The sequence below is a fragment of the Sphingopyxis sp. LARHCG72 genome (assembly GCF_052871675.1).
This window is the reverse complement of sequence record NZ_JBIXJU010000003.1, coordinates 246,662-273,544: the sequence shown is the minus strand read 5'-3', so window position 1 is coordinate 273,544 and position 26,883 is coordinate 246,662. Positions and strand designations below refer to the sequence as shown.

Sequence of the window (26,883 nt, the reverse complement as noted above, 5' to 3'; positions counted from 1 at the left end):
TTCGCGGCTATTGGGCGGACCCCGGCGTCTATATGTAAAACCCTCCTTAACCATTGTCCGCCATGGTGCAGCCTCAGTTTTTGGGGCGCACCGGGACGGCAATGGACGATCTGCTGAACGACTTTTTGGCCGAAACGGCGGAAATCCTCGCCGAAGCGGGCGGGGCTATCGTTGCATGGGAAGCCGACCCGGCCGACCGCGCGCAGCTCGACGCAATTTTTCGCCTCGTTCACACGATCAAGGGCAGTTCGGGCTTCCTCGCGCTGCCACGCGTCACCGCGCTGTCGCACGCCGCCGAGGATGCGCTCGATCAGGTTCGCCGCGGCAACCGTCAGGCGAACGCCGCGCTCGTCTCGGGCGTGCTCGGAATAATCGACCGCCTGAACGACCTGTGCACGGCGCTGGGCCAGAACGGGACCGAGCCTGCGGGCGACGACCGCGATGTCATCGGCGCGCTCGCAGAAGGGGCGACGCTCGACGCGCCGTTCGAGGTCGCCGGCGTCCCGCTCCGCCGCGACGATGATTTCAGCGCCGAACTCCAAAGCTGGCGTTCGATCCGCGTACCGCTGCCGCTGCTCGACAGCGTGATGACCGGTGTCACCGACATCGTCCTGGCGCGCAACGAATTCGCGCGGATGCTCCGCGAATCCGGGGCCGACCTGTCGGTCATCGCCTCGTTCGACCGCCTGTCCGATTCGATTGCGGGGATGCGCCAGTCGGTCAGCCAGATGCGGATGCAGCGCATAGACAAGCTGTTCGCCCCGCTGCCGCGCATCGTCCGCGACCTTGCGCAGGACATGGGCAAGAAGATCGCTTTCCAGACGAGCGGCGGCGAGGTCGAACTCGATCGCGAGATGATGGAGAATATCCGCGATCCGCTGATCCACATTGTTCGCAACGCGATCGACCATGGCATCGAGGCGCTCGAGGATCGCGTCGCGGCGGGCAAGGACATCACCGCGACCATCTCGGTCTCCGCCCGCCAGTCGGGCAACCAGATCGAAATCGCGATCCGGGACGACGGGCGCGGCCTGTCACCCGATGCGCTCGTCGCCAAAGCGGTCGCCTCGCGCGCCGTCACCGCGGCCGAGGCGCGCGCGCTGGGAACGAAGGAAAAGCTTGAACTGATTTTCCGCCCTGGTTTTTCGACCGCGGCAAAAGTCACCGCCATCTCGGGCCGCGGTGTCGGGATGGATATCGTCAAGGCGAATGTCGAAAAGATCGGCGGCGTCGTCGAACTGCGTAACGAAGAGGGCCGCGGGCTGACGATCCTGCTCCGCGTGCCGATGACGCTGACGATCATTTCGGGCCTGATGGTCCGCGCGGCGGGACAATATTTTGCGATCCCGCGCGGGGCCGTTCGCGAAATCCTGCTCGAAGGCGGGGACAGTGTGCGCATCGACCGCGTCGGTGGCGGCGAGCTCGCGACGGTGCGCGGCGAGCAATATCCGCTGCTTCGGCTCGAAACCGTGCTCGGTCGCGGGCGCCACCATGGGGACGACGTCGATGACCGCGCGCTTGTCATCGTCCGCCCGGGGCAGGGACAAAGTTATGCGCTAAGCGTCGCGGCGATCCACGATCACGAGGAGCTGGTGATCAAGCCGGCGGCGCCGATGATCATGGCGACGGGGCTCTACGCGGGCACGACCTTGCCCGACAATGGCCGGCCGGTGCTGCTCCTCGACGTCCAGGGCATGCTCGCCGCGTCGGCGATCGACGCGAGCGAAGCGGGGCGCAGCCACGACCGGATGGCCGAGACCGAAGCCGAAGCCGCGGCAGCGCGCAACGCCGCGCAATTGCTGCTGTTCCGCGACACCAATGCGCGCGTTCGCGGCGTCCGCCTGTCGGTCATCGAACGCGTCGAGGAAGTTCCCGCATCGGCGCTGTTCGAAAGCGCGGGCCGCGTTCAGGTCCAGATCGGCGACGATATTTTTCCCGTCCACGCAGCGGCCTTGCCGGGCGGCGAGGGGACGCTGAAGCTGCTGCGTCTCTACGACGGACAGTCGGTGCTCTGCTATCCGATCGCCGAGGTGGTCGACATCGTCCGCCTGCCCGACGCGGTGCAGCCGTCGGCTGCGCCCGGGCTGATCGCCGGCGTCGTGCTAGTCGGCGGGGAGCCGGTCGAGCTCATCGATCCATTCTGGTTGATGGAGCAATATGCCGGAGGGACCAGCGTCCCGACGCTGCGCCAGCCGCTCTGCCGCCTTGCCGACGACCATGATGGCTGGGGCGACAATTTCCTCGCGCCGATCCTGCGAAGCGCCGGTTATCGCGTCATCTCCGCCGATGCCCCGTCCGACGAGGCGCCCGACGTGCTGCTGTGTTTGACCGCCGAGGGCGGCGATTGCGATGACGCCGGTGGCGTGCCGGTGATCCGCCTGCGCACCTCGATCGCGGCCGCGGGTCCCGGGGACGAAACCGTCTATCGATACGACCGGCAGGCGCTGCTCGACGCGCTGCGCCGTCAGATCGGGGGAGAATGCGCATGATGGACAAGCTCTACCTCGTCGCGCGCATCGCCGACACGCGCGTCGCGCTACGCAGCCGCGCGATCAATTCGGTCGTCACCGTCGGCACGCCGGTCGAGGTTCCCGCCGCGCCGCCGCATGTCGCGGGACTTTTCGCGCTGCGCAGCCGCGTCTTCACGCTGATCGACCCGCACGTCGTCATTGGCCTCCCTCCGGTGCTGGTCGCGCCGGGGCAGCGTGTGATCGTCGTCGAGGTCGCCGAACATGGTTATGCGCTGCTCGCCGACGAGATCGAGGATGTCTGTTTCATCGAAGCGCCCGAAACGCGGATCGCGGGCAAGCTTCTCCCCGGATGGGCGCGCGTTGCCGATGCGATGATCGAACATCGCGGCGCTTCGCTGCTTGTCGTCGATCCGTCGCATTTCATCACCTTACCAGCCTTAAAGGCTGCATGATTCCTGCCGTCTATTAACGGGCTGAACACCCCTTCACCGTAAACAGGCCCAAATCCCGGGGGTCGGAGTTAATTTGATGTCGAAATCTTGTCTGGTGGTCGATGACAGCAAAGTCATTCGCAAGGTCGCGCGCCATATCCTTGAAAGCATGTCTTTTGCTGTCGAAGAGGCGGCCGACGGGCAGGAGGCGCTGACCTTTTGCCGCGCCAATCGCCCCGATGTCATCCTGCTCGACTGGAACATGCCGGTGATGAGCGGAATGGAGTTCCTCGGTGCGTTCAACGACCTCGACTATGGGCATGAAGAACGGCCGCGGGTCGTTTTCTGCACCACCGAAAACAGCATCGATCACATCCGCGCCGCGATCGAAGCGGGCGCCGACGAATATGTGATGAAGCCGTTCGACCGCGAAACGCTCGAAGGAAAGCTGCAGCTCGTCGGTATCGCTTGAGGCTGTTTCCATGGGCCGGCCACAACCCCTGATATCGGACCCCGAGCCAACGGCCCGCACCGTGCGCGTGATGCTCGTCGACGACAGCCTTGTCGTTCGCAGTATCCTCGAACGGATCGTCGATCAGCGGCCGGGCCTCAAAATCTGTGCATCGGTTGCTTCGGCGCAGGACGCGCTCGATTATCTCGCGCGCGAGCCCGTCGACGTCGTCGTGCTCGATATCGAAATGCCCGGGATGAGCGGTATCGACGCGCTGCCGCACATATTGGAACGCGCCGAAAAGGCCCGCGTCCTCATCCTCTCGTCGAACTGCGTCGAGGGCGGCCCCGCCGCGATCGACGCGCTTGCGCTCGGTGCCAGCGACACGCTTGCCAAACCCGGCCGCGGCAGCTTTTCGGGCCGCTTCGCGGAAGTGCTGACCGAACGGATCATGACGCTCGGGCATCGGCAGGATCATCCCGCGCCGGTTCCGGTCGCCGAACGCCGGGCGCCCGCGCCGCCGGCGCTGGCAATCGACACCGACCAGCCGATCGAATGCATTGCGGTCGCCGCCTCGACGGGGGGCATCCCCGCCTTCACCAATTTCCTCGCGCATCTCGATCCCCGGATCGGCGCGCCAATCCTGCTCACCCAGCATCTGCCCGACGCATTCATGGAATTTTACGCCAAGCAGATTGCGACGATGACGACGCGCCGCGTCTGTGTTGCCGCGGCGGGCATGGCGGTGGAGCGCGGCTGCATCTATCTCGCCCCCGGCGACGCGCACCTCCTGGTCGTTGCAAATGGCGGCCGTCACGAAATCGCGCTTGACCACCGCGTCGTCGACAATGGCTGCTGTCCGTCGGCCGACCCGATGCTCGACTCGCTCGCCGAAGTGTATGGCAAAGGCGGCATTGCGGTGATCCTGAGCGGCATGGGCCGCGACGGGGCGATCGGCGCGGCGCGCGTGAAGGAGGCTGGCGGGACGGTCTTCGCGCAGGCGCCCGAAAGCTGTGTGATCTGGGGGATGCCGGGCGCGGTCGCCAAGGCGGGTATCGCCGCCGCGACGCTCAACCCCGACGCGATCGCACTGATGCTCGGCAGCTTCCTGCCGGGGCGCGGACAGGGGCGCCGCAAGCCATGATGGGCGGCAGCGCCAGCGAATCGGCCTATCGGGTGCTGATGGGGGTGCTCGAATCGCGGACCGGCCAGACGCTGTCGCCGAACCGCATCTGGCGGATCGAAATGTCGCTCAAACCGGTGATGCAGCGTCATGGCATCGACGACCTCGACGCGCTGGTCGCGGCGCTCGTCACTTCGAACAGCCGGCAACTGCTCGACGATACCGTCGACGCGATGCTCAACAACGAAACCTATTTTTACCGCGAATATAGCGTCTTCGACGAAATAGCTGCGACAGCGCTGGAGCAGATACGCGAGATCAACAAGCTGCGGCGCCGGGTGACGATCTGGCATTGCGGCGTGTCGACGGGGCAGGAAGCCTATTCGATGGCGATGCTCATCGCCGAACAGGGCGAGAAATGGGCGGGCTGGCAGGTCGATATCGTCGGCACCGACGTCAGCTATCACGCGATCAGCCGCGCGCGTGTCGGCCTTTACAGCCAGTTCGAGATCCAGCGCGGCCTGCCCGTGCAGCGCATGGTGCGCTGGTTCGACCAGACCGAGGGGGGCTGGCTCGCCAAGGCCGACCTGCGCCGCCGGATCGATTTTTCGGTGCAGAATATGCTCACCGACCGGCCGCCGCTGGCGAGCCCCGCCGACCTGATCTTCTGCCGCAATCTCCTCCTCTATTTCTCGGCGCCGATGCGCCAGAAGGCCTTCGCGCGGCTGCGCGCGATGGCGGCGCCGCAGAGCTTTCTCGTGCTGGGGGCGGGCGAGACGGTGCTCGGACAGACCGACCAGTTCGTCGCGAGCCCGCGCCTGCGCGGTCTCTATGAGCCCGCCGACCAGCAAGTGCGCCGCGCCGCCGCGGCCTGACTTGCAATTTCCACCGTGCTGGCGCAGGTGGGGTGCCAATCCGCTTAGGGGCGGCGCAGGCAGGAACCGCGATACGCATGAGCGATTTTATCGAACGCTGGTCTCCCAATTTCGACGAACGCGCGCTGCCCATCTCGATGATCGTGCTGCATTATACAGGTATGAAGGACGGCGCCGAAGCCATTGATTGGCTTGCCAATCCCGAAGCCAAGGTGTCGGCGCACTATGTCGTCAGCGAAGACGGCCAGATCACCCATATGGTGCCCGAGGACAAGCGCGCCTGGCATGCCGGACAGTCGCATTGGCGCGGAGTCAGCGACGTCAATTCGGCGAGCGTCGGGATCGAGATCGTCAATCCGGGGCACGAATGGGGCTATGTGCCCTTTCCCGACCCGCAGGTCGCATCGGTCGTCCGTCTGGTCCACCTGATCAAGGACCGGCACGCAATCACGCGCGGTAATGTCATCGGCCACTCGGACATCGCCCCGACGCGCAAACAGGACCCCGGCGAACTGTTCCCATGGGAAGAACTCGCGCGTCGCCGCCTCGCGCTGCCGCGCCCGACAAAGAAGCTGACCGACCCGCTTTGGACCGACGCCGGCTTCCTGCTCGCGCTCGAACGCTTCGGCTATGATGTGACCGACGGATTCGCCGCGACGGTCGCGTTCCAGCGGCGTTTTCGGCCCGAACTGATCGACGGCACGATCGATGGCGAATGCCGCGCGATACTGCTCGCGCTGCTGCTCCCGCAACCCGAGGGAGGGTAGCGGAAGCCGTAAGGGAAATCGTCTCCCACTGCTTCGTGCGGAGCCGCGTTTTTGATGCGCCGTCGGCATCCTGTTGCAAATAGGTCACAATTTGCAGGAAATTTCGGGCCGGGCCTGAAACCTCCTTTACGCGCCTGGCCGGAAGGCCCATCGGCCCCGGCAGGGGGGGCGGCGCAAGGTTGCAATCCTCCCGGGTGCCGTCCCTTCCTATTCTGCCATAAGCAGCGAGGAATACTGCACAGTGAAAAAAGCTTATCTCCCCCTACTGAAATTGACTGCCGCTCCGCTCGTCTTGAGCGTGGTGATGCTTTCGGCTCCGGCGCACGCGCAGGACGCTGCCGCCACCGAAGAAGCGAGCGAAGATACGATCGTCGTGACGGGCTCGCGCATCGGGCGCCCCGAACTCGAGGGGTCGAGCCCGGTCCAGGTGCTCGGCGAAGCATCGATCCTTCAGCAGGGTTCGCAGAATATCTCGGACGTCCTGAATGAAATGCCGTCGATCGGCACGGGCATCGGACGCACCAACTCGAACTTCCTGACGAGCGGCAACGGTGTCGCCACGGTCAATCTTCGCAACCTCGGCAACAACCGCACGCTGGTGCTGGTGAACGGCCGCCGCGTCGCGGCCGGCCTCGGCGGGACCTCGGCCGTCGACATCAACAATATCCCGACGGACCTGCTGCAGCGCGTCGAAGTGCTCACGGGCGGTTCGTCGGCCGTTTATGGCTCGGAAGCGATGGCCGGTGTGGTCAACTTCATCCTGAAGGATGATTTCGAAGGCATCCGCGGCCGCGCCCAGGCCGGTATCACCGATGAAGGCGACAACGGCCGCCAGATGCTCGGCCTGACGGTCGGCAAGAATTTCGCGGACGGCCGCGGCAACATCACGCTGGCCGGCCAGTATGACCGCGACACGGGCCTGCGTTCCTACAAGCGCGCCATCTCGGCCGAGGACGTCCCCTTCCGCAGCGGCTTTACGCCCCAAGGTCGCTTCTTCGTCGGCGACACCAGCTACACCTATGATCCCGCGGGTAACCTCAAGGAAGGTTACAACGCGCCTGTCGATGGCTACAACCGCAATGGTGACCGCTATATCGCCGTCCCGCTCGAGCGTTACCTGCTCAACGGCCTCGCGCACTACGACATCAACGATTCGCTTACCTTCTTTGCCGAAGGCACCTATGCCAAGGTGAAGTCGCGCTCGCGCCTCGAACCCTATGCGTTCGACAATTCGGATGCGCAGTTGCCTGACGGCACCATGCTGCCCGGTCTGGCATTCGACAATCCGTTCATTCCCCAGGCGCTCCTTGATCGCGCCGCGGCGCTGAACAGCGATGCCAATCCGGATAATAACGTGTCGGAAATCGGTTTCACGAAGCGCTTCAATGGCGTGTTCGATCGCTCCAATCGTGCGGACCGCGAATTCTACCGCGCGGTGGCGGGCCTTCGCGGCACGCTGTTCGGCGACTGGAAGTGGGATGCGTACTACAACCGCAGCCAGACGGTCGAAAATACGGCGTCCGAAACCGCGCTGCGCGATCGCCTCTACTATGCGCTCGATGCGGTAGGCACCAGCCCCGCCACGGCAGTGTGCCGCGATGCGGCGGCGCGTGCGGCGGGCTGTAAGCCGTTCAACATCTTCGGCGCAGGCACGGCTTCGCCCGAATCGGTCGCGTACATCACGAACAACGGCCAGCTTTCGACCTACAAGGCGAAGATCAACCAGGAAGTGTTCGCCTTCAACACCTCGGGTTCGGTCTTCCGTCTGCCGGGCGGTGACGTGAAGGTCGCCGGTGGCATCGAGCATCGCACCGAGCGCAGCAGCGAAGTTTATGACGCCGCGACGCAGACGGGCAATACGCTGAGCAACATGCTGGCCAACACCACGGGCAAGTATCGCGTGTTCGAAGCCTATGGCGAAACGGTCGTGCCGATCCTGTCGGACGTTCCCTTCGCCGAATATCTCGGCCTCGAAGCCGCGGTGCGTTACGGCGATTATTACGACACTGTCGGATCGGTCTGGAGCTACAAGATCGGCGGCGACTGGGCGCCGACGTCGGATATCCGCTTCCGTGCGGTCTATTCGCGTGCGACCCGCGCACCGAACATCGGTGAATTGTACCAGGGCGCGTCGCAGACCTTCCCCTCGGGCTTGGTCGATCCCTGCAATGGTGTGACGGCGACGTCGAACCGGGAGGGATCGAACGACGCTTATTGCCGCACCATCCCGGGTATCGCCCAGCAGATCGCGGCCAACGGCGTTTTCAGGTATAATCCCAATTCCGATACTCAGAGCATCGAGGGTGAAGACAGCGGCAACCTCAACCTGAAGGAAGAAACCGCGAAGACGTGGACCGCTGGCGTGGTGTTCACGCCGAGCTTTGTGCCTGGCCTCAGCGTCACGGTCGACTATTTCAACATCAAGGTGAAAGATGCGATCCAGCTGATTCCGCGCCAGAGCTCGGTCAACGAGTGCGTCATGTCGGGCGGTACGTCGCCGCTTTGCGCCCTGATCGTCCGCGAACAGGTGGGCACGCCGCGTCCGCGCACGCCGGGAACGCTCTATCAGATCAACGCATACCCGATTAACTCGGCAAATATCGAAACCGCGGGTGTCGACGTTCAGGCGCGTTACAAGACGAGCTGGGGCGAAGACAGCAGCCTCGACGTCGCGTTGCTCTACACCTACCTCGACAAGCTGACGCTGCAGTCCTTCGCGGGCGGCGACGTCCAGGACAACCGCGGCCAGCTCGACGGTGACGGTCGTCTTGGTGCCGGTTTCAAGCATCGTGCGAACCTGTCGGTGACGTACCAGACCGGGCCCTTCAGCCTGAACTGGCGCACCAACTACCAGAGCAAGATGCAGGATACGCTCGGCGGCAACCCGGGCCTCGGTGACGAGAACTCCATCAAGGCATACTGGTACCATGACGTCCAGGCGCGTTTCGCCGTCGACAAGGATCGTCTGGAATTCTACGCCGGTATCGACAATCTGTTCGACAAGAAGCCGCCGGTCATCAACCAGAATGGTGCGTCGAACATCACCGGCACCGAAACTGCGGCGGACAGCTATGATCCGTTCGGTCGCAATCTCTACGTCGGGGCGGTTTTCCGCTTCTAGAAATCGGGCCCCGGTTCGCCGGGGGCCTGCAAACAGGAAGGGGCGGCTCCTCGCGGGGCCGCCCCTTTTCTTTGGCTTCAGCCCAGCACGTCGGTGAGCACGCGGCGCCAGTTCCCGCCCATGATGCGCTCGATGTCGCGCGAGCGGAACCGCGCCTTTTCGAGCGCCGCAGCGATCGTCGCCATGCGGCGGATATTGTTCAGTTCCGGAATGACGACATGCTCGGGCGTCCAGTCGAAGCCGGCGATCCTCTGCTCGCGCATCGCCTGCCACCAGGGCAGATATTCCTTCACGCCTTCGGCATTGTCGTTGTTCAGCGCCACCAGATTGGTCTGTCCCGCCATCGGGAAATCGTTCGATATCCCCACCGCTTCGATCCCCGCGATATTGGCGACGTGGCGTATCTGCGCGATCAGATGATCGACCGTCGGTGTCGCGTCGCGGGTCAGCCAGAAGCTCATCATGAAGATGCCCATCATCCCGCCCTTGTCGGCGATCGTCTTGATGACGGTGTCGGAGGCGCAGCGGGGGTGGTCGACGATCGCCTTGCACGCGCCGTGTGACAGCAGGATCGGCGTCGAACTGCGTCGTGCCGCATCCAGCATCGTGGGTTCGGACCCGTGCGAGACATCGGGGACGATCCCCACGCGATTCATCTCGGCCAGCCCTTCGATGCCGAGCGGAGTCAATCCGCTCCATTCGCGTTCGAGCGCACCGCCGGCGAACAAATTATTGTTATGATGTGTGAATTGCAGGACGCGGAGACCACGACGTTGGAAATCGGCGATGCGCGCGAGGTCGGTGCCGACAGGCTCGCACGACTGGAACTGCAGGAAGGTGGCGCAGCCCGGACGCGTGCCGATGTCCGATCCCTTAAGCGCGACGAACGCTTCGGGCCGATTCGCCAGTCGTGCGACGGCCGCGTCGAGTGCGGCGCTGCATTTTTCGAAGGTCCTGAGGTAGCGCGGCACATTATCCTTGTCGCGAACCTCTTCGATTTCGGAAATGTCGCAGATCATCCCCCCAAGGCCTGCAGCTCCGATTTCGGCAAGGTCTTCGGGCAGGAAGCTGAGGCCGTCCATCATGAAGCGCGGCTTCCCGGCCGCGGCGGCGCTGTATCCGCCCAAGGCAAGGGCCATGGCGCCTGCCGCGAGGAAGGACCGGCGGTCGATCGGGGGTTGGCCGGGTTTAGTCACATATTGCTCCTGTTGTGCATCGATTGGCATTTGCCTCCCTATGGCCGCGCCTGCGGGCCAAGCGCGAGCCTTTTTCGTACCGCTCGCCAACCGTCTGCAATATTGCTATACCCGGGCGTGCCAGAGGGTCGGGCGATCGCCGCTTTCGCAAGGAAGGGGAGGAAAGTCCGGGCTCCACGGAAATCACGGTGCCGGATAACGTCCGGCGGATCGGTCTTCGGGCCGGTTCAGGGAAAGTGCCACAGAGAGCAGACCGCCAACGGCTTCGGCCCGGCGAAAGGTGAAAGGGTGCGGTAAGAGCGCACCGCGCGGCTGGTAACAGGCGCGGCACGGCAAACCCCACCGGGAGCAAGGTCGAATAGGGATGGTACGAGGCAACTCAGGGCTGATTCCGGCCCAACCGTCCGGGTTGACTGCTTGAGCGTTCGGGTAACCGTTCGCCTAGAGGAATGATCGCACAGTCCCCGCAAGGGGATGGACAGAACCCGGCTTATAGACCCTCTGGCACCTCTCCCCAACGCCGCAATCGGGAACCGCCCGTGCGCGGGCCGCGTTCTACGCGGACCAGTTGAAAGGGAACGCATCATGAAAGTCGTCGATGACCATGTCGAAGTGACCGAGACCGAGGCGAGCAGCGGCGTAAAAGGACATAATGTCCGCTATGTGCTGGCTTTTTCGCTGGTCGCGGTGATTATCGTGATGTCCGCGATCTGGATCATCCCCGCGCTGTTGCAGCCCTGATCGCGGGCTTCATTTCGCTTTCGTGAGGCGAACAAGCTCCTCTTCGGCGCCCGGCGTGTCCTCCATATAGATTGTGCGGACGGGCTGCCTGAATTTGCGGGTATGAAGCTTGTCGTACCCACGGTCGCCGCTCGTTGCGACCTGGAGCAGGCTCGTGATTGTGTCGCCGGTGGCCACGTTCCAACTCATTTCGTTGCCGTCGTGCGCATAGGTCCGGCTGTATACCGTCGCATCGAGCCCGATCAGCCGCATCCGCGGCCCGTCTTTCGTCGCGGCGGCGCGGTAGCGATAGGTTGCCGACAGCGCCGTGGTGCCGCCCGTGAGGTCGCGGATCGTCAGTACGCCCTTGTCGATCGTCAGCCCCGCCGCGCCCAGCCGATCGGGTTCGAGCTTCAGTTCGCCCGCGGGCGAATGCCCGATATCGACCTCGCTGCGATAGCTCAGCATGACGCGGAGCGTCCGTGCATCGGGACTCGCGACGACATAGACCGTATCCGTGTCGCCATCGCCGTTGAGGTCGCCGTCGACGCGCGTCTCGATCTCTTCGCCGGCCTCCAGCCAGTCGTTCAGCATCGCGTCCGTGATCGGCGGCATTGGCGGTCGGCCGGGCGCGGCGTGGGCCACGCCGCACAGCGAAAAGGCTGCGATCCATCCCAGACTGCGCATCGCTTATTCTCCCCCTCGGCTACCGACAGATTATCAGTTGCTACCATATCGTCCAGCCGCCGCGGGTGATCCGGCGCACAGGCCAGTTTTCCGCTTTCCTACATCGTCCTGCTGACCTACCTTTGCCTTGGGGTCGCCTGGAACCGCACATATGCGAATTCAGAGTGAAGTTGCGCAGATTTCCGCCATTCTTCGTGCGAGTGGGAAAATGCGTCGAGGGGGCAGGCAGTTGGGAAAAATATGGCGGATCGGCGCGCTGGGCGCTGCGTTTATCGGACTTGTCCCTTCGGCTCCGACCGCGATGGCGCAACCGTCGGGTTCCTGCGGCACCGCGCCGCTACGGGGTGACCGCGTCGCGCTGCTGATCGGCAACAGCGCCTATAATGACTGGGAATGGCCGTCGCTCAAAAATGCCGTGAACGACATTGACTATGTTTGCGATGCCTTCGCGAAGGCGGGCATCGCGCCGCGTATTGTCCGCAACGCCGACAAGGCGGCTCTCGATGCCGCGCTCGCCAAATTCGCCGCCGAAGCGAAAGGCGCGAAGTCGGTGGTCCTCTATTATGCGGGACACGGGTTCGAATATGGTGGCCGCAACTGGCTGGTGCCGATGGACGCGCCGCCCGCGACGCGCCGTGCCGACGTCGAAAAACGCTATCTGTCGATCGAGGCACTTGTGAAGCACGTCGTCCCCGAGGGTGCCTTCACCTTGCTGTTCGTCGACGCGTGCCGGACGGCCGAGCCGGTGGTTCGGGTGGAAGACGTCAATATAACGGGCGGTGAGGCCGGATCGGCGCCGCTGGGCCTGCTCGATATCGGGCAGGGGGCGGTTTTCTATTCGACCGCCAAGGGGCGCCCGGCGCTCGATTTCGCGCCGGTGGGCTCGCCGGTCAGCCCGTTCGCGGCGGCGGTGGTCAAGGAACTCGGGATTCCGGGGCTCGAAATATCGGACTATTTCAAGGTCGTGTCGCGCGAAGTTTACAAGCGGACCTTCGGGATGGAGCACGGACCGCAGCAACCCTTTCATTACGGTAGCTGGTTCGACGATTATTATCTTGTCGCGCCGCCGGAGATGTCTCGGACGCCGTCGGTGACGCCGGCCCCCGCTGCGGTTTCGGGGTTGGCCGCGACACGCGGAGCGAAGCCAGCGGTCGATCCGCTCGCCGGCATTTCGCTCGACCGCCTCGCGATCGAAGACGAGCCGATCCTGATTGCCGACGTGCTGTCGCGTCACAGCGCGGGCGAGATTGTCACGCTCGCCGACGGCGGGCATCCGCTCGCCCAGCAGCTCGCCGGTTATATGCTGTCGCTCGGCGTCGGGCTCAAAAAGGACTTGCCGCGCGCGCGTGCCTATCTCGAAGCGTCGGCGGCACAGGGCTTCCCGGCGGGGCAGCAGGAACTCGCCTATCTGCTCCTCGAAAACGATCCGGCACCCGCCGATGTGAAGCGCGCCTATGACTTGTATGTCGCCGCGTCGGATGCGGGTTTTTCCAAAGCGAAGACGCATCTCGCCTATCGGCTGGCGGCGGGCACCTTCGGTACCCCAGACTTCGTGCGATCGCAGGCGCTCTATGCCGAGGCGGCGGAAAAGGGGCATCCGGCCGCGATCTTCGCGCTGACCTATTTTGCCGATACGCGCGCCCCGAACCTCGCACGGCTACGTACCATCGCGGATGCAGGCAACCCCGAGGGCAGCCACTGGCTCTGCGAGGCGCATTTCGCCGACAAGACGCTGGCTGGCGCGATCGAGGATTGCGGTGTTGCGGCGCGCGCCGGTTTTGCGGGGTCGCGTGCGATCATGGCATATGCCTATGCGAAGGGCGACGGGGTCACCGCCGATGTAAAGGAAGCCGCCCATTGGGCGAAGCTCGCACGCGACCTTCCCGAACTCCGGAAGGATCAGCGCGACCTGATTGCCGGGATCGGTGCGTGACGATCAGGGATAGCTGACCGCGATCACTTCCCATTCCTTGGGACCCGCGGGCAGTTGCACCGTACGCAAATCGCCGATGCCGGCGCCGCGCAGCGCGCGTGCGAGGGGGCTGTTCCAGCCGATCCGGCCTTCGCCCGCCTCGGCTTCGTCGTCGCCGACCAATGTGACGATCCGCCGCGCGTCGTCATCGTCGGCGAGTTCGACGGTCGCGCCGAACCAGATGCGGCTCTTGTCGGGTTGCTCGGCCGGATCGACGACGCGCGCCGCCTTCATCCGCCGCGCGAGAAAGCCAAGCCGTCGGTCGATTTCGCGTAGTCGCTTGCGGCCATAGATATAGTCGCCATTCTCGCTGCGGTCGCCATTGCCCGCCGCCCAGCTGATCACCTCGACCAGCTTCGGCCGCTCGTCGCCCAGCAGCGCGTCATATTCGGCGCGCAGCGCCGCGTAGCCCGCGGGGCTGATGATGTTCGTCTTCTCCCCCGCCATTCGGTGTCAGCCGGGGGTGCGTTTGCCGAGGTAGAAGCTCAGCGGTGCCTGCTGCCGCGACCCGCCGCCGTCGCGCAGCGTATCGTAGACGACGGCATTTTCGAGCACGCGCTGGACATAGTTGCGCGTCTCGAAAATCGGGATCGCCTCGATCCAGTCGATCATTTCGATCCCGCCGCCGCGCGGATCGCCGTTGGCGCGCAGCCATTTGTTCACATTGCCCGGCCCGGCGTTGTACGCCGCGACCGCTAGCGGATAGCTGCCGCCGAAATAGCGCAGCATCTGCTGGAAATAGGTCGATCCCAGCATCATGTTGTAATTGGTGTCGGTGGTCAGCGAGCCCGCGTCATAGCTCATGCCGAGCTTGCCCGCGACTTCGCGCGCCGTGCCCGGCATCAACTGCATCATCCCGCGCGCGCCGGCGTGGCTGACCGCCGCGCGGTCGAACTGGCTTTCCTGCCGCGTGATCGCGTGGATGAAGGTCCAGTTGCTTTCGTGGCCCGCGGGGACGCGCACGGTCGGGAAGCCAGACACTTCGACCGCATCGAGGCTGTTCGCCTGCGCGCTGCGCCCGATCATGACGCCAAGGTCGGGGCGCCCGATCTGTGTCGCGAGCTTGCCCGCGAGCACATGGTCGGCGGGCGAGGTCGCCTTTTGCGCAAGCGCGCGCAGGAACATTGATTGCTCGCGCCAGGCGCCGATCTCGCCGAGCGCGCGCGCGGCGCGGACCAGCCGGTCGTCTTCGAAGGTGCGGCGCTCGTCGTTGCTCACCTGGATCGTCGGGTCGGGCGTCGGCTTGGGCTGCGGGCGGTTCAGTCGTTCAAGCGACAACTGGCCGTAATATTGGTCATAATGCTGCGCTGCATCGGTGAAATGCGCGTTGGCGGTCGCGCGGTCGCCCGCCGCCAGCGCGGCGCGGCCCGCCCAGTAAAAGCCCTTGGTGCGCGTCTGTGCCGACCGGGCGGCTTCGCCATAGGCGCGGTACAGGCGCACCGCCTCCGCCGGACGGCGCAGGTCGCGATACGCGAGCTGCCCGGCAAGCCAGGCGAGCGACGTATAGTCGTCGCGCACGCCGAGCGGGGTTTCGCGGATCACCGTGCCCGCGGGGAAGGCGTCGTCGAGCTGGCGCGCGATATTATAGGCGGTGGTCTTGTCGCCGCCTTCGCTTGCCTGCCGTGCGTTGGTCAGGAGGGTTTCCAGCCATTCTTCGGTATCGGTCGGAGGCTTTGCGAGCGAACGCGGCGAGGCGAGCAACGCGCGCGCTTCGCCGACGCGGCCCGCCTTGCGCAGCCAGGTCGCCTTGTCGGTGATATAGCCGGCATCGGTGCGGGTCAGCGACGGATTCTGGCTTTCGACCGCCGATGCCTGGAAGGCCGCGTCGACCGACGCGTTGCGCATCGCAAGCCGCGCCGCGAAGACGCTGCGCTTGTCGGGTGAGGTATAGGCGAGCTGGCGGCTCGCAGCCGAAGTCGCGCCGAGCCACAGCAAGCGGTCCATCCGTGCATCGTGATCGGCCGGTGTGATCGCTCCGGGGAACATGCTCAGCGCGCGGCTCGTCTCATAATCGTCGAGTGGCCCGCTCGTCCATGCGCGGCGGACTGCGTCGGCGGCGTCCCCGCGGCGGCCCGAGGCGTTGAGTGCGAACGCATAGCGGAGCTGCCCGCTTGCGGTCTGGGGCGGATAGGCCTGGAAATAGGCGAGGGTGCGGGCGGGGTCGTAGCTGTCGAGCGAGATCGATTTTTCGGCGCGCTTGCGCATGGCGTCGCTATCGGGCCAGCCCTTGTTAGCCATCAGGAAACGCGAAAGCTGGTCGAACGAGGCGCCGGTGTTCGCCGTCAGCCGCCGCCATTCGAGCACGGCATCGCCGACTGAATTTGTCGACGGCGGCGCGCCCGACTGGGCGGCGAGGCCCATCTGCGCGCGATACCAAGCCATTTGTTCGGGGGTCAGTTCGCTGGCATGGGCGGTGGTCGGGATGAGAAGGGCCGCGGCGAGCGCGAGGCGGGAAATGCGGGACAGCGAGATCATACCGGCCATGCTAATGCCAAACTCCTTGCGGGGCGCTGAATAGACGTCCAATAGCGGCGCGCTGGCCGGATTCTATCGGCCTTCGCGGGTTCTTGTAAAGGAGCGGAGCATGTTTTCGGGGTCGATTCCCGCTTTGGTGACGCCATTTCGCGATGGGGCGTTCGACGCCCCGGCCTTCGCACGCCTCGTCGATTGGCAGATCAAAGAGGGGACGAGCGGCCTCGTTCCATGCGGAACGACCGGCGAAAGCCCGACGCTCGGCTTCGACGAACATTATCAGGTGATCGACAGCTGCATCGAGGCGGCGGCGGGCCGCGTGCCCGTGATTGCGGGTTGCGGATCGAATGATACGGCCACTGCCATCCGTCACATGCGCCATGCGCAGGCCGCAGGCGCGGCCGCCGCGCTGATCGTCGCGCCCTATTACAACCGGCCGAGCCAGGACGGGATGATAGCGCATTTCAAAGCGCTCGCGGACGCCAGCGACTTGCCGATCGTCGTCTACAACGTCCCCGGCCGCACCGTTGCCGACATCAGCGCCGAGACGATGTGCCAACTCGCCGAAATCCCCTCGGTCGTCGCGATCAAGGATGCGAGCGGCGATCTGGCGCGCGTCACGATCCACCGCGCGGGCGCGGGCGAAGACTTCTGTCAATTGAGCGGTAATGACGATCTGTGGCTGCCGCACGCCGTGATGGGCGGCGCCGGTTGCATCTCGGTCACCGCCAACGTCGCGCCGCGGCTGTGCGCCGATTTCGCCGCCGCTAGCGCTGCGGGCGACTGGGCGCGCGCGCTGGTACTGCATGACCGGTTGTTCGACCTGCACCGGGCGATGTTCTCCGACACCTCGCCCGGACCGGTCAAATATGCGCTGTCGCGCGTCCATGACTGGTTTTCGCCCGAAGTGCGCCTACCTATCATCCCGGCGAACGCCGCATCGCGGGCGGCCGTCGATGCCGCGCTCTCGTCGGCAGGAGTAATCTGAGCTTTCGTCATGGCCCGTCCCCAGTCCGCCGCCGAATTCGACAAGAAGAAGGTCGTCGCCGAGAACCGGCGCGCACGCTTCGACTATGCCATCGAACAGGTGTTCGAGGCAGGAATCGCGCTGCAGGGGACCGAGGTGAAGGCGCTTCGCTTTGGCGAAGGGACGATCGCCGAAAGCTATGCCGAGGTGACCGGCGGCGAAGTGTGGCTGATCAACAGCAACATTCCCGAATTCAGCCATGGCAACCGGCATAATCACGAGCCGCGCCGGCCGCGCAAATTGCTGCTCAAGGGACGCGAGATCAACAAGATGCACGCCGGCGTGATGCGGCAGGGCATGACGCTCGTTCCCTTGAGCGTTTATTTCAACAGCCGCGGTCGCGCAAAGGTCGAACTGGCGCTCGCCAAGGGCAAGAAGGCGCACGACAAGCGGGAGTCGATCAAGGAGCGCGACTGGAAGCGCGATAAAGAGCGGCTGATGAAGGACCGCGGATGAGCGGCGGCAAGCCTCGCGACAAGGCGGCGGTGATGAACTGGATTCGCCGCAATTCGCCGTCGCGCGAAGAGCTGCTCGAGAGCCGCTTCGTCAAGCCGTTCGCGCACCGCGTCGCGCACAGCCATTTGTGGCGCTTCACGCGCACTTCGGTGCCGCGCGGCACCGCGCTCGGGCTGTTCGTCGGCATCTTTTTCCTGATCCCGGGGGTGCAGATTCTGGGCGTCGCGTTGCTCGCGCTGCCTGTCCGCGCCAATATCCCGATTGGTGCCGCGATGACTTTCCTGTCGAATCCGGTGACGACGCCGTTCATCATCCTTGCATCGGTGTGGCTCGGCGACTGGCTGTTCGGACTTCATGCCAACAGCGCAACCTTTTCGGCGATGATCGAGCATGGCGCGTCGGCGGGCGACTGGGTGCGCTGGGTCTTTTCGGATGCCGCCCCGGCGATGCTGGCCGGGCTTTTCGTCATTTCGGTCGTTTCGGCGGTGGTCGGCTACATCCTCGCTTCGATCTTCTGGGACAACTGGATTCGCCTCCGCTGGCGGCGCAAGCTGGCGCGCGCGCGCGACCAACGACATGAGGCATCGACCAGCGACACCGCGGCCGGTTGAACCCCCGAACGGCGAGCGTATAGCTGTCGCATCGCTAAATTGCGCCGCGTCCGTGCGGCGCGGTTTTTAGCTTCATATTGAAACCGGGGAATATCATGACTCTACATATTTCTTCGCGCCTCATGGCGACCGCCGCGCTTGGCGCGCTGATGATTGCCGCTGTTCCGGCGACCGCCAAGGACAAGGCCGAGACCGCACCGGCCGCTGCGCAGACTGCGGCGAAGCCCGAAATCGGTGATTTCGGTTTCGACCTCAGCGGCATGGACAAGAGCGTCCAGCCGGGTGACGATTTCTATGGCTATGCCAATGGCATCTGGGCGAAGAACACGCAGATCCCTGCGGACAAATCGAACTATGGCATGTTCACCGCGCTCAACGACCTGTCGCAGACGCGCACGCGCGAAATTCTCGACACGGCCAAGGGCGATCCAAACAGCATGATTGGCCGCGCTTACAGTTCGTATCTCGATAGCGCGCGCGTCGAAAAGCTTGGTCTCAAGCCGATCCAGCCTTGGCTCAAAAAGATTCGCGCGGTCAAGAAGCCCGGGCTGGCCAAGTTGCTCGCCGAAGCTGACCGCAATGGGATCCAGCATTTCTTCGGCGGCTATGTCGGGCAGGACGACAAGAATCCCGACGTCTACACCTACATCATCTTCCAGGGCGGCATCGGTATGCCCGACCGCGATTTCTACCTGAAGGAAAATGAGCGGAACACCGCGTTGCAGGCGGCGTATCTGAAGCATCTGGAGAATATCCTGGCGCTTGCCGGCGAGAAAAACGCCGCGGCGCGCGCCAAGGCGATCTACCATTTCGAAAAGCAGGTCGCGACCGTCCATTGGGACAAGAACGACAGCAGCGATGCAACCAAAGCCTATAACAAGATGACCGTCGCCGAACTTGCGAAGGCTGCGCCGGGCTTCGACTGGCCGACCTTCATTCGCGGTCTCGGGGTCAAGGAAGATACGCTGATCGTGTCGCAGCCGAGTGCATTCACCGGTGAGGCGAAGCTGCTTGCCGATGCGCCGATCGAGGTGATCCGCGACATGCTGATCGTCCGCAGTCTCGACGGTTTTTCGGGCGTCCTGCCCGACGCGGTCGCAAAGGAAACCTTCTCTTTCTACAACACCGCGCTGTCGGGCACGCCGCAGATGGAGGAACGGTGGAAGCGCGCGGTCGACTTCACGACGGGCAATCTCGGCGATGCGGTCGGCAAGGACTATGTCGCGAAGTATTTTCCGCCTGAAACCAAAGCTGCAATGGACGAGCTGGTGAAGAACGTCCTCGGCGCGATGGGCCGCCGCATCGACGGACTGGCGTGGATGCAGCCGGAAACGAAGGTCAAGGCGCGAAAGAAGCTTGCCAATTTCACTACCAAGATCGGCTATCCCGACCAGTGGAAGGATTACAGCAAGCTGGAAATCCGTTCGGGCGACCTGTTCGGCAACGCGCTGCGGTCGAACCAGTTCGCGCATGACGATAATATCGGCCATCTGGGCGGTCCGATCCGTCGCTGGGAATGGTTCATGACGCCGATGACGATCAACGCCTATGCCAATTTCGGCATGAACGAGATCGTCTTCCCGGCCGCGATCTTGCAGCCACCCTTCTTCGATCCGCACGCCGATGCGGCGGTGAACTACGGCGGTATCGGCGCCGTGATCGGGCACGAGGTCAGCCATCATTTCGACGATCAGGGCGCGAAATATGATGAGACCGGCAAGCTGGCCGACTGGTGGACGCCCGAGGACGTCAAGGCGTTCGAGGCCGCGGGCGCGGCGCTGATTGCGCAGTACAACGCCTATGAAATCCTGCCCGGCGAACATATCGACGGCAAGTTTACGCTGGGCGAGAATATCGGTGACCTTGCGGGCCTGACTGTCGCCTATGACGCCTACAAGGCGTCGCTGGGCGGCAAGGAAGCCCCGGTGATCGACGGCCTGACCGGCGATCAGCGCTTCTTCCTCGGCTGGGCGCAGGTGTGGCGGCGCAATTACCGCGAACAGAATCTGTCGCAGCGGATCACGACCGATCCGCATTCGCCCTCGATCCAGCGGACTTGGGTCTCGCGCAATCTTGACCCTTGGTATAAGGCCTATCAGATCAAGGAAGGCCAGAAGCTCTATCTGGCGCCCAAGGACCGTGTCCGCATCTGGTGATGCGCTGAAAAGAAAGTCTGTCGTTGACCGCGCAAAGCCTGCCCTCCGCTGATGGTGATTTCATCAGGGGGGCAGGTCCCGCCGGGCCGCTGTCGGCCCCGGCGGGGCTGTCGCGGCTCGACATCGCGCTGCTCGGCGGGCTTGCGCTGCTGTCGGCGGGGCTACTGTTCTGGGCGACGGGCAATCCGATCCTGGCGGCGGGTTTCCTCGCCGGGCTCGCGGTTGCTGCCGGCGGCGTGCTGTTCGCACGGCGCCTGTTCCCGGCGGCAATCATCGGCGAGGCCGCGCTGCCCGACTGGACGATGCTGCGGCAGGCGGTCAATCATGACGATGTCGCAATTGCGGTTACTGATCGCGCGGGGCGGATGGTGTGCGCGAACGACCTCTTCGCGACCTGGTTCAATGGCTTCGTCACCCCGCCGGGCCTACCGCTCGAAGGCCGGGGCGCCGACGTGCTCAAGAATGCCGGCCGGGTCGCATGGCGCGACGGCGAGGGGCGCGCCGACGATATCGCGATCGGCCCGTTGCAGTTGCGCGCGCAGGTGACGCGCACGGGGCAGGCGGAGGATTATCTCGTCTGGCGCTTCTCGGCGCTCGAACGGCTCGATCTTGCATCGGAAATCGTCCGCCACCTCGATGGTCCGGCGGGCCGGACGCTGGGACATGCCGGGATCATGGCCGCGCTGGTGAGCGCCGAAGGGCGGCTGCGGGTCGCCAACCAGGGCTTCCTGCTTCGCGCGCTGGGCGAGGATGACGCTAGCCATTATGCGGGCCGCGACGTCGCCCCGATGATCCGGCTCGATGAGGGCGGCGCGCTCTATTTCGCGCGCGAGGGCGACCGCGCGACGCCGGTGCGGATGATCCAGATCCCGCTCGCGCCCGCCGATCCGAATACGCCGATGCTGCTCGCGCTGCTCGACGAGGAAATGGGGCCGGCCGATCGCGGCACGGCGCAAACCTATGTCGAAACCTTGTTGTCGCTGCTCCCATTCGGGCTCGCGATGGTCGATCGCGATGGGCGCTTCCTCTATATGAACCGCGCGTTCGTGCGCGCCGCAAGCGTTCCCGACGGCAAGATGCCGCGTTACCCTGGCGACATTGTCGTCGGCGAGGACAAGGGGCCGCTCGCCGACATGATCCGCCGCCACAGCAGCGGGCAGCAGGTCGGCGGCGACCTGTCGATCCGGCTCGCGGGGCAGAGCGGCGACCCGGTGTCGATGCGCGTCGTCGGCGTGCGCGGGCTGGGTGAGGCGGCGGTGCTGCTCAGCCTCAAGGATTCGAGCGAGGAATCGCGCCTGAAGCGCCAGGTCGCGCAGGCGTCGAAGATGCAGGCTGTCGGCCAGCTCGCCGGCGGCGTTGCGCATGACTTCAACAATATCCTCACCGCGGTACTCGGCGCGTGCGACCTGATGCTGATGCGCCACACGGCGGGAGACAGCGATTATGACGACATCCAGCAGATCCGCAGCAACGCGAACCGAGCCGCCAGCCTGACGCGGCAGCTGCTTGCGTTCTCGCGGCAGCAGACGTTGCGGCCGCAGATATTGCAGCTTCCCGACGTGATTTCGGAGGTGTCGCACCTGCTGAAGCGGCTGATCGGCGAGACCGTCCAGCTCGCGGTGCATCACGGCCGAGGGCTCGGCGCGGTGCGCGCCGACCCCGGTCAACTCGAACAGGTGATCATCAACCTTGCAGTCAATGCGCGCGACGCGATGCCGGGCGGCGGCACGCTGACGATCGAAACCTATCCGGTGTCGGCGGCCGAAGTGCGACAGATGGGCAATGAATTCATGCCGCCCGCCGACTATTGTGCACTCAAGGTTAGCGATACCGGCACCGGCATCCCCGCCGACGTGCTACCCAAGATTTTCGAACCCTTCTTCACCACCAAGGATGTCGGCAAGGGCACTGGGCTTGGCCTCTCGACCGTATACGGGATCATCAAGCAATCGGCGGGCTTCATCTTTGCCGACAGCAAGCCGGGGCAGGGGACGAGCTTTTCGATCTATCTGCCCGTTCACCGGGCCGAAGGCGATGTGCCGGTCGTTGCGCCGCCGCCGGCCAAGCCCAAGAAGAGCCAGTGGGGCACCGGCACCATCCTGCTCGTCGAGGACGAGGATATGGTGCGCGCTGTTGCGGAACGCGCACTGACCCGTGCAGGTTATAGTGTCGTCACCGCCTCGCAGGGCGAAGAGGGGCTCGAACGTTTTGCCCAGATGGAGAAGGTCGATTTGATCATCAGCGACGTTGTGATGCCAACGATGGACGGCCCCGCGATGGTGCGCGCCATGCGCGCCAAGCGCCCCGACCTGCCGGTGCTGTTCATGTCGGGCTATGCCGAGGAGCAATTGCGCCAGTCGATCGACATCGACGATGTCGCCTTCCTGCCAAAACCCTTTTCGGTTGCGCAGCTGGCCGAGGCAACCTCGGCGGCGCTCGACGACGCAGCGCATCGGGTGTCCAATGGCGAGTAATCGCCGCATCCTGCTTGTCGAGGACGATGTGCTGATCGGCATGATGCTCGCCGACATGTTCGATGCGCTGGATCTTCCCGAACCCGCGCAGGCAACGAGCAACGAGGAGGCGCTTGCGCTCATCGCTGCCGAACCGCTCGCCGGCGCGCTTGTCGATATCAACCTTGGCGATGAAAAGGGCTGGCCGGTGGCCGATGCGCTTGCCGAACGCGGCATTCCGTTCGCCTTCACCTCGGGAGGGGGCGATGTTATTCCGCCCGCGCATGCGCATCGCAAACTGATTACCAAGCCATTTCGGATCAGCGATATCGAGGCGGCTCTGGAAGAGTTTTCGGCTGAATAGCAAGCTTCTCGCCGAAACGAATTTTATTTTGTTCTCTACTTGTTCATGGAGAACAAATGTGGCACATAGTTCCGGCGTTGCGATGCTTCTGCTGTCGCTCTAGAGCTGGAAAGGGACGGTTATGGCCGGACAATTGTCACTCGTCGAATCGGGGAAATCAGTGAACAACACGGACAGGCAGAAGGCGCTCGACGCCGCGCTCGCACAGATCGATCGCGCGTTCGGCAAGGGCTCGGTAATGAAATTGGGCTCGAAGGAAGCGATGCAGGTCGAGGCGATCTCGACCGGTTCGCTCGGCCTCGATATCGCACTCGGCGTCGGCGGCTTGCCGCGCGGCCGCGTCATCGAAATCTACGGCCCTGAAAGCTCGGGCAAGACGACACTTGCGCTCCACACGCTCGCCGAAGCGCAGAAGACCGGCGGCACCGTCGCCTTCGTCGACGCCGAACATGCGCTCGACCCCGTCTATGCACGCAAGCTTGGCGTCAATATCGACGAACTCATCGTGTCGCAGCCCGATACCGGCGAACAGGCGCTCGAAATCGTCGACACGCTCGTGCGGTCGAATGCGATCGACGTGCTCGTCGTCGACTCGGTCGCGGCGCTCGTTCCGCGCGCCGAAATCGAAGGTGAAATGGGCGACAGCCACGTCGGCCTGCAGGCGCGCCTGATGTCGCAGTCGCTGCGCAAGCTCACCGGCTCGATCAGCCGCTCGCGCTGCATGGTGATCTTCATCAACCAGCTGCGCATGAAGATCGGTGTGATGTACGGCAACCCCGAAACGACGACCGGCGGCAACGCGCTCAAATTCTACGCATCTGTCCGCCTCGACATCCGCCGCACCGGCCAGATCAAGAATGGCGACGAAATCGTCGGCAACACGACGCGCGTGAAGGTCGTGAAGAACAAGGTCGCACCGCCGTTCAAGCAGGTCGAATTCGACATCATGTACGGGCAGGGCATTTCGAAGATCGGCGAGATCCTCGACATCGGCGTCAAGGCCGGCCTTGTCGAGAAATCGGGCGCGTGGTTCAGCTATGACTCGATCCGCATCGGGCAGGGCCGCGAAAATGCGAAGAATTTCCTGACCGAGAATCCCGAATTGCGCGAACGGCTCGAAGCTGCGATCCGCGGCCGCACCGACGCGGTGGCCGAAGAAATGATGGCCGGCCCCGACGTTGAGGGCGACGACGACAATTGATAGCCTTCCGGCCGGTTCGCCTTGGTGGATCGGCCGGCGAACGGCGGCGGGCCTCCAGCCCCCTCCTTGCCCCTATTGGGGCGCCTGCATTCCCTCTCCCCTGCAGGTGGGTCCGCCCGCCGTTGACTTCGCGTGACTTTTCACGCCCTTTCCGCTTGATCCTTGCCTGACCGCGCCCAGCGGGTACAACGCGCCATGCCCGCGATCCGTCTCTTCGGCCTGCCGACCGATATCAACAGCAGCTTCGAACGCGGCGCAGCCGCCGGCCCCGCCGCGATCCGTGCGGCCCTGTGGAGCGACCGTGGCAATATGGCGAGCGAACTGGGGCCCGAGATCGGTGCCGAGGTTGCCTTCACCGACGATGGGGATTTGCCGCTGACCGAAGATACGGCGCGCGACGACGCGGCGATCCGCCGTCACGTCACGATGCTCCACGAAGATGGCGAGGTGCCGCTCGCGATCGGCGGCGACCATGCGGTAACCTTCCCGCTTGTCGAGGCTGCGGCGACCTGTTTCGGCCCGGTCAATATCCTCCATTTCGACGCGCACCCCGATCTCTACGACGATTTTTCCGGCAACCCGCGCAGCCATGCCTCGCCCTTTGCGCGCATCTGCGAAGCTGGTCATGCCAAGCGGCTGGTGCAGGTCGGCATTCGCACGCTTACCGGCCACTGCCGCGAGCAGGCAGACCGGTTCGGCGTCGAGATTGTCCCCATGGCGTGTTTCACTCCCGATGCGGTCCCGGTGCTCGAGGGACCGCTGTATATCTCGATCGATCTCGACGGCCTCGATCCGTCAGCAGCGCCGGGTGTTGCGCATCCCGAGCCGGGCGGGCTGACGGTGCGCGAGATGCTCGCCATATTGCACAAGCAGACCGCGCCCATCGTCGGCGCAGATATCGTCGAACTGCATCCCGGTCGCGATATCGGCGGTGTCACCGCGATTCTCGGTGCCAAGCTGGTTCGCGAGCTGGCGGCGCTGATCGACCGCAACGGTCCTTGCCAAGATTGAACCCCTGAGGAGAGCGCCATGAGCCTGATCGTCCACCATCTGAACAACAGCCGCTCGCAGCGCATCCTGTGGCTGCTCGAAGAAATCGGCGCGCCGTACGAGGTCAAATATTATGATCGCGATCCGGTGACCAACCTTGCGCCACCCGAACTGCTCGCGGTCCATCCCCTCGGCAAGTCGCCCGTGATCGAGGAGCTCGACGATGCCGCCCCTGGCGGAAGGGGCCGCGTGATCATCGAATCGGGCGCGATCACCGAATATCTGTGCGAACGGCACGGCGGCGGGCATCTGGTGCCCGAACGCGGCACCCACGATCATATCAGCCACCTCGAATGGCTGCATTTCGCCGAAGGGTCGGCGATGACGCCGATCCTGCTGCGCATCTATACGGCTCGGCTCGGCGAAGCCGCCGCGCCGATCGAACCGCGTATCGCGCAGCAACTCGACGCCCATTTCGCCTATATGGAAAGCCGCGTCGGAGCGAACGGCCATTTCATCGGCAACGACCTGTCGGCGGCGGATATCATGCTGAGCTTCCCTGCCGAAATCGCGATCATGCAGGGCATGGCGCCCCGCTATCCGAAGCTCGCGGCGTTCGTGAACAGCTGTCACGACCGTCCGGCCTGGCGGCGCGCACGTGAAAAGGGCGGCGCCTATTATGGCTATTGAGTATCGGGGCCGCGCCATGCTGGCGGCCGCGGTCCTGCTTTTCGGAACCTCCGGCGCGACCGCGGCACCACCGGCGCTCGCGCCCGAGGTGGAGCGGGAGGTGGTCGCTCCAGAGGGTGTCACGTTCAAACCGTCGGCATTCGACGAGGAAGGCGCCATCGACCGCTTTGCCGAATATACGCTTGCGCTCGAACGCCGCGATTTCGCGGCAGCCTATGCGATGCTGCGCTTGTCGTTCCAGGCGGCGAACCCGCGGCTCGAATGGGAAATGAACCTCCGCAAGCGAACCACCCTGTGGGCTGACGGCCAGATCCGCCCGCTCCGCCTCAGCTGGTATCTCGATCCCGCAGGGCAGCCGCCAGGGCTTTATGCCGCCTTCGATTTTCGTGGCGACCGCAAGGACAGGACGATGGATTGCGGCTATGTCGTCGTCCACCGTGCGACGCCCGCCGACGGATGGACCGTCGTGCGTACCGATACGTCCGAAGTGCCCGCCGACCTGATCGAAGACGGGGTGCCCAAGGCCGACGTACTGCGACAATTGCCCTGCTATCTGGGCAAGGGGATCGCGACCAATTTCTGACCGGTTGCGTCGATGATGGCGATTGACACTAATCACCTTGTCGCATCGCCCCAAAATGCCTAATTC

The 26,883-nt window shown here is 64.4% G+C and carries 23 protein-coding genes and 1 other RNA gene; 20 read left to right on the top strand and 4 right to left on the bottom strand.

The features are described from left to right. Positions 1-101 precede the first annotated feature (101 nt). The 7 genes from ACIPPQ_RS09050 (at position 102) to ACIPPQ_RS09020 (ending at position 9,239) form a co-directional block, all read left to right on the top strand. Complete coding sequence (locus ACIPPQ_RS09050) at positions 102-2,489, top strand: chemotaxis protein CheA (RefSeq protein WP_446543782.1); 2,388 nt, start codon at positions 102-104, stop codon at positions 2,487-2,489. Next, positions 2,486-2,923 carry a chemotaxis protein CheW gene (locus tag ACIPPQ_RS09045; RefSeq protein WP_446543781.1) on the top strand — a complete coding sequence of 146 codons (438 nt, stop codon included), beginning with the start codon at positions 2,486-2,488 and terminating at the stop codon, positions 2,921-2,923. The genes ACIPPQ_RS09050 and ACIPPQ_RS09045 overlap by 4 nt, the downstream gene beginning before the upstream one ends. A gap of 76 nt (positions 2,924-2,999) precedes the next feature. Continuing rightward, positions 3,000-3,374, top strand: a complete 375-nt coding sequence (locus tag ACIPPQ_RS09040) for a response regulator (RefSeq protein WP_058802094.1) — start codon at positions 3,000-3,002, stop codon at positions 3,372-3,374. 61 nt (positions 3,375-3,435) lie between these two features. Next, entirely contained in the window at positions 3,436-4,497 is a 1,062-nt protein-coding gene (gene cheB, locus ACIPPQ_RS09035) for a chemotaxis-specific protein-glutamate methyltransferase CheB (protein WP_446543780.1), read from the top strand. After that, positions 4,494-5,351 carry a CheR family methyltransferase gene (locus ACIPPQ_RS09030; RefSeq protein ID WP_446543779.1) on the top strand — a complete coding sequence of 286 codons (858 nt, stop codon included), beginning with the start codon at positions 4,494-4,496 and terminating at the stop codon, positions 5,349-5,351. The genes cheB and ACIPPQ_RS09030 overlap by 4 nt, the downstream gene beginning before the upstream one ends. A 77-nt stretch (positions 5,352-5,428) precedes the next feature. Further along, positions 5,429-6,118, top strand: coding sequence for an N-acetylmuramoyl-L-alanine amidase (locus tag ACIPPQ_RS09025; protein ID WP_446543778.1), 690 nt, complete (start codon positions 5,429-5,431; stop codon positions 6,116-6,118). 241 nt (positions 6,119-6,359) lie between these two features. After that, positions 6,360-9,239, top strand: coding sequence for a TonB-dependent receptor domain-containing protein (locus tag ACIPPQ_RS09020; RefSeq protein ID WP_446543777.1), 2,880 nt, complete (start codon positions 6,360-6,362; stop codon positions 9,237-9,239). 77 nt (positions 9,240-9,316) lie between these two features. Here ACIPPQ_RS09020 and ACIPPQ_RS09015 read toward each other — a convergent pair whose 3' ends face one another. Continuing rightward, positions 9,317-10,435: a membrane dipeptidase gene (locus ACIPPQ_RS09015; protein WP_446543776.1), complete on the bottom strand. Its 1,119-nt coding sequence runs from the start codon at positions 10,433-10,435 to the stop codon at positions 9,317-9,319. A gap of 120 nt (positions 10,436-10,555) precedes the next feature. Between ACIPPQ_RS09015 and rnpB the strand changes: the two genes are divergently transcribed. Together rnpB and ACIPPQ_RS09005 are read left to right on the top strand one after the other, a co-directional pair. Further along, positions 10,556-10,944, top strand: an RNA gene (gene rnpB, locus ACIPPQ_RS09010) — RNase P RNA component class A. A gap of 76 nt (positions 10,945-11,020) precedes the next feature. Further along, positions 11,021-11,176, top strand: a complete 156-nt coding sequence (locus ACIPPQ_RS09005; protein WP_446543775.1) for a hypothetical protein — start codon at positions 11,021-11,023, stop codon at positions 11,174-11,176. Positions 11,177-11,185: 9 nt separating this feature from the next. On the opposite strand, the gene ACIPPQ_RS09000 is transcribed toward ACIPPQ_RS09005, so the two are convergent. Then, on the bottom strand, positions 11,186-11,842 hold the full coding sequence (locus ACIPPQ_RS09000) for a hypothetical protein (protein WP_446543774.1): 657 nt from the start codon (positions 11,840-11,842) through the stop codon (positions 11,186-11,188). Positions 11,843-12,071: 229 nt separating this feature from the next. Here ACIPPQ_RS09000 and ACIPPQ_RS08995 point away from each other — a divergent pair, with 229 nt between their 5' ends. Continuing rightward, the gene (locus ACIPPQ_RS08995; protein ID WP_446543773.1) at positions 12,072-13,775 is read left to right on the top strand and encodes a caspase family protein; all 1,704 of its coding nucleotides are present in this window, start codon (positions 12,072-12,074) and stop codon (positions 13,773-13,775) included. A gap of 3 nt (positions 13,776-13,778) precedes the next feature. Here the strand turns inward: ACIPPQ_RS08995 and greB are convergent, their stop codons facing one another. Continuing rightward, entirely contained in the window at positions 13,779-14,261 is a 483-nt protein-coding gene (gene greB / locus ACIPPQ_RS08990; protein ID WP_446543772.1) for a transcription elongation factor GreB, read from the bottom strand. A gap of 6 nt (positions 14,262-14,267) precedes the next feature. Next, entirely contained in the window at positions 14,268-16,298 is a 2,031-nt protein-coding gene (locus ACIPPQ_RS08985) for a transglycosylase SLT domain-containing protein (RefSeq protein WP_446543771.1), read from the bottom strand. Between the two features lie 100 nt (positions 16,299-16,398). Between ACIPPQ_RS08985 and dapA the strand changes: the two genes are divergently transcribed. The 10 genes from dapA (at position 16,399) to ACIPPQ_RS08935 (ending at position 26,817) form a co-directional block, all read left to right on the top strand. Further along, the gene (gene dapA, locus ACIPPQ_RS08980; RefSeq protein ID WP_446543770.1) at positions 16,399-17,274 is read left to right on the top strand and encodes a 4-hydroxy-tetrahydrodipicolinate synthase; all 876 of its coding nucleotides are present in this window, start codon (positions 16,399-16,401) and stop codon (positions 17,272-17,274) included. Between the two features lie 9 nt (positions 17,275-17,283). Beyond that, entirely contained in the window at positions 17,284-17,769 is a 486-nt protein-coding gene (smpB, locus tag ACIPPQ_RS08975) for an SsrA-binding protein SmpB (RefSeq protein WP_327457193.1), read from the top strand. Next, positions 17,766-18,380, top strand: coding sequence for a DUF2062 domain-containing protein (locus ACIPPQ_RS08970; protein ID WP_446543769.1), 615 nt, complete (start codon positions 17,766-17,768; stop codon positions 18,378-18,380). The genes smpB and ACIPPQ_RS08970 overlap by 4 nt, the downstream gene beginning before the upstream one ends. Before the next feature lie 95 nt (positions 18,381-18,475). After that, positions 18,476-20,536 (top strand): M13 family metallopeptidase, encoded by a 2,061-nt coding sequence (locus tag ACIPPQ_RS08965; protein WP_446543768.1) that lies wholly within the window; start codon positions 18,476-18,478, stop codon positions 20,534-20,536. A gap of 89 nt (positions 20,537-20,625) precedes the next feature. Then, positions 20,626-23,010 (top strand): response regulator, encoded by a 2,385-nt coding sequence (locus tag ACIPPQ_RS08960; protein WP_446543976.1) that lies wholly within the window; start codon positions 20,626-20,628, stop codon positions 23,008-23,010. Next, on the top strand, positions 23,000-23,353 hold the full coding sequence (locus ACIPPQ_RS08955) for a response regulator (protein ID WP_446543767.1): 354 nt from the start codon (positions 23,000-23,002) through the stop codon (positions 23,351-23,353). Before ACIPPQ_RS08960 ends, ACIPPQ_RS08955 begins: the two co-directional genes overlap by 11 nt. A gap of 121 nt (positions 23,354-23,474) precedes the next feature. After that, positions 23,475-24,554, top strand: coding sequence for a recombinase RecA (gene recA / locus ACIPPQ_RS08950; RefSeq protein ID WP_446543766.1), 1,080 nt, complete (start codon positions 23,475-23,477; stop codon positions 24,552-24,554). Between the two features lie 195 nt (positions 24,555-24,749). Continuing rightward, positions 24,750-25,565, top strand: a complete 816-nt coding sequence (gene speB / locus ACIPPQ_RS08945) for an agmatinase (RefSeq protein WP_446543765.1) — start codon at positions 24,750-24,752, stop codon at positions 25,563-25,565. 18 nt (positions 25,566-25,583) lie between these two features. After that, the gene (locus tag ACIPPQ_RS08940) at positions 25,584-26,234 is read left to right on the top strand and encodes a glutathione S-transferase family protein (RefSeq protein ID WP_446543764.1); all 651 of its coding nucleotides are present in this window, start codon (positions 25,584-25,586) and stop codon (positions 26,232-26,234) included. Continuing rightward, entirely contained in the window at positions 26,224-26,817 is a 594-nt protein-coding gene (locus ACIPPQ_RS08935; protein ID WP_446543763.1) for a hypothetical protein, read from the top strand. Before ACIPPQ_RS08940 ends, ACIPPQ_RS08935 begins: the two co-directional genes overlap by 11 nt. Positions 26,818-26,883 lie beyond the last annotated feature (66 nt).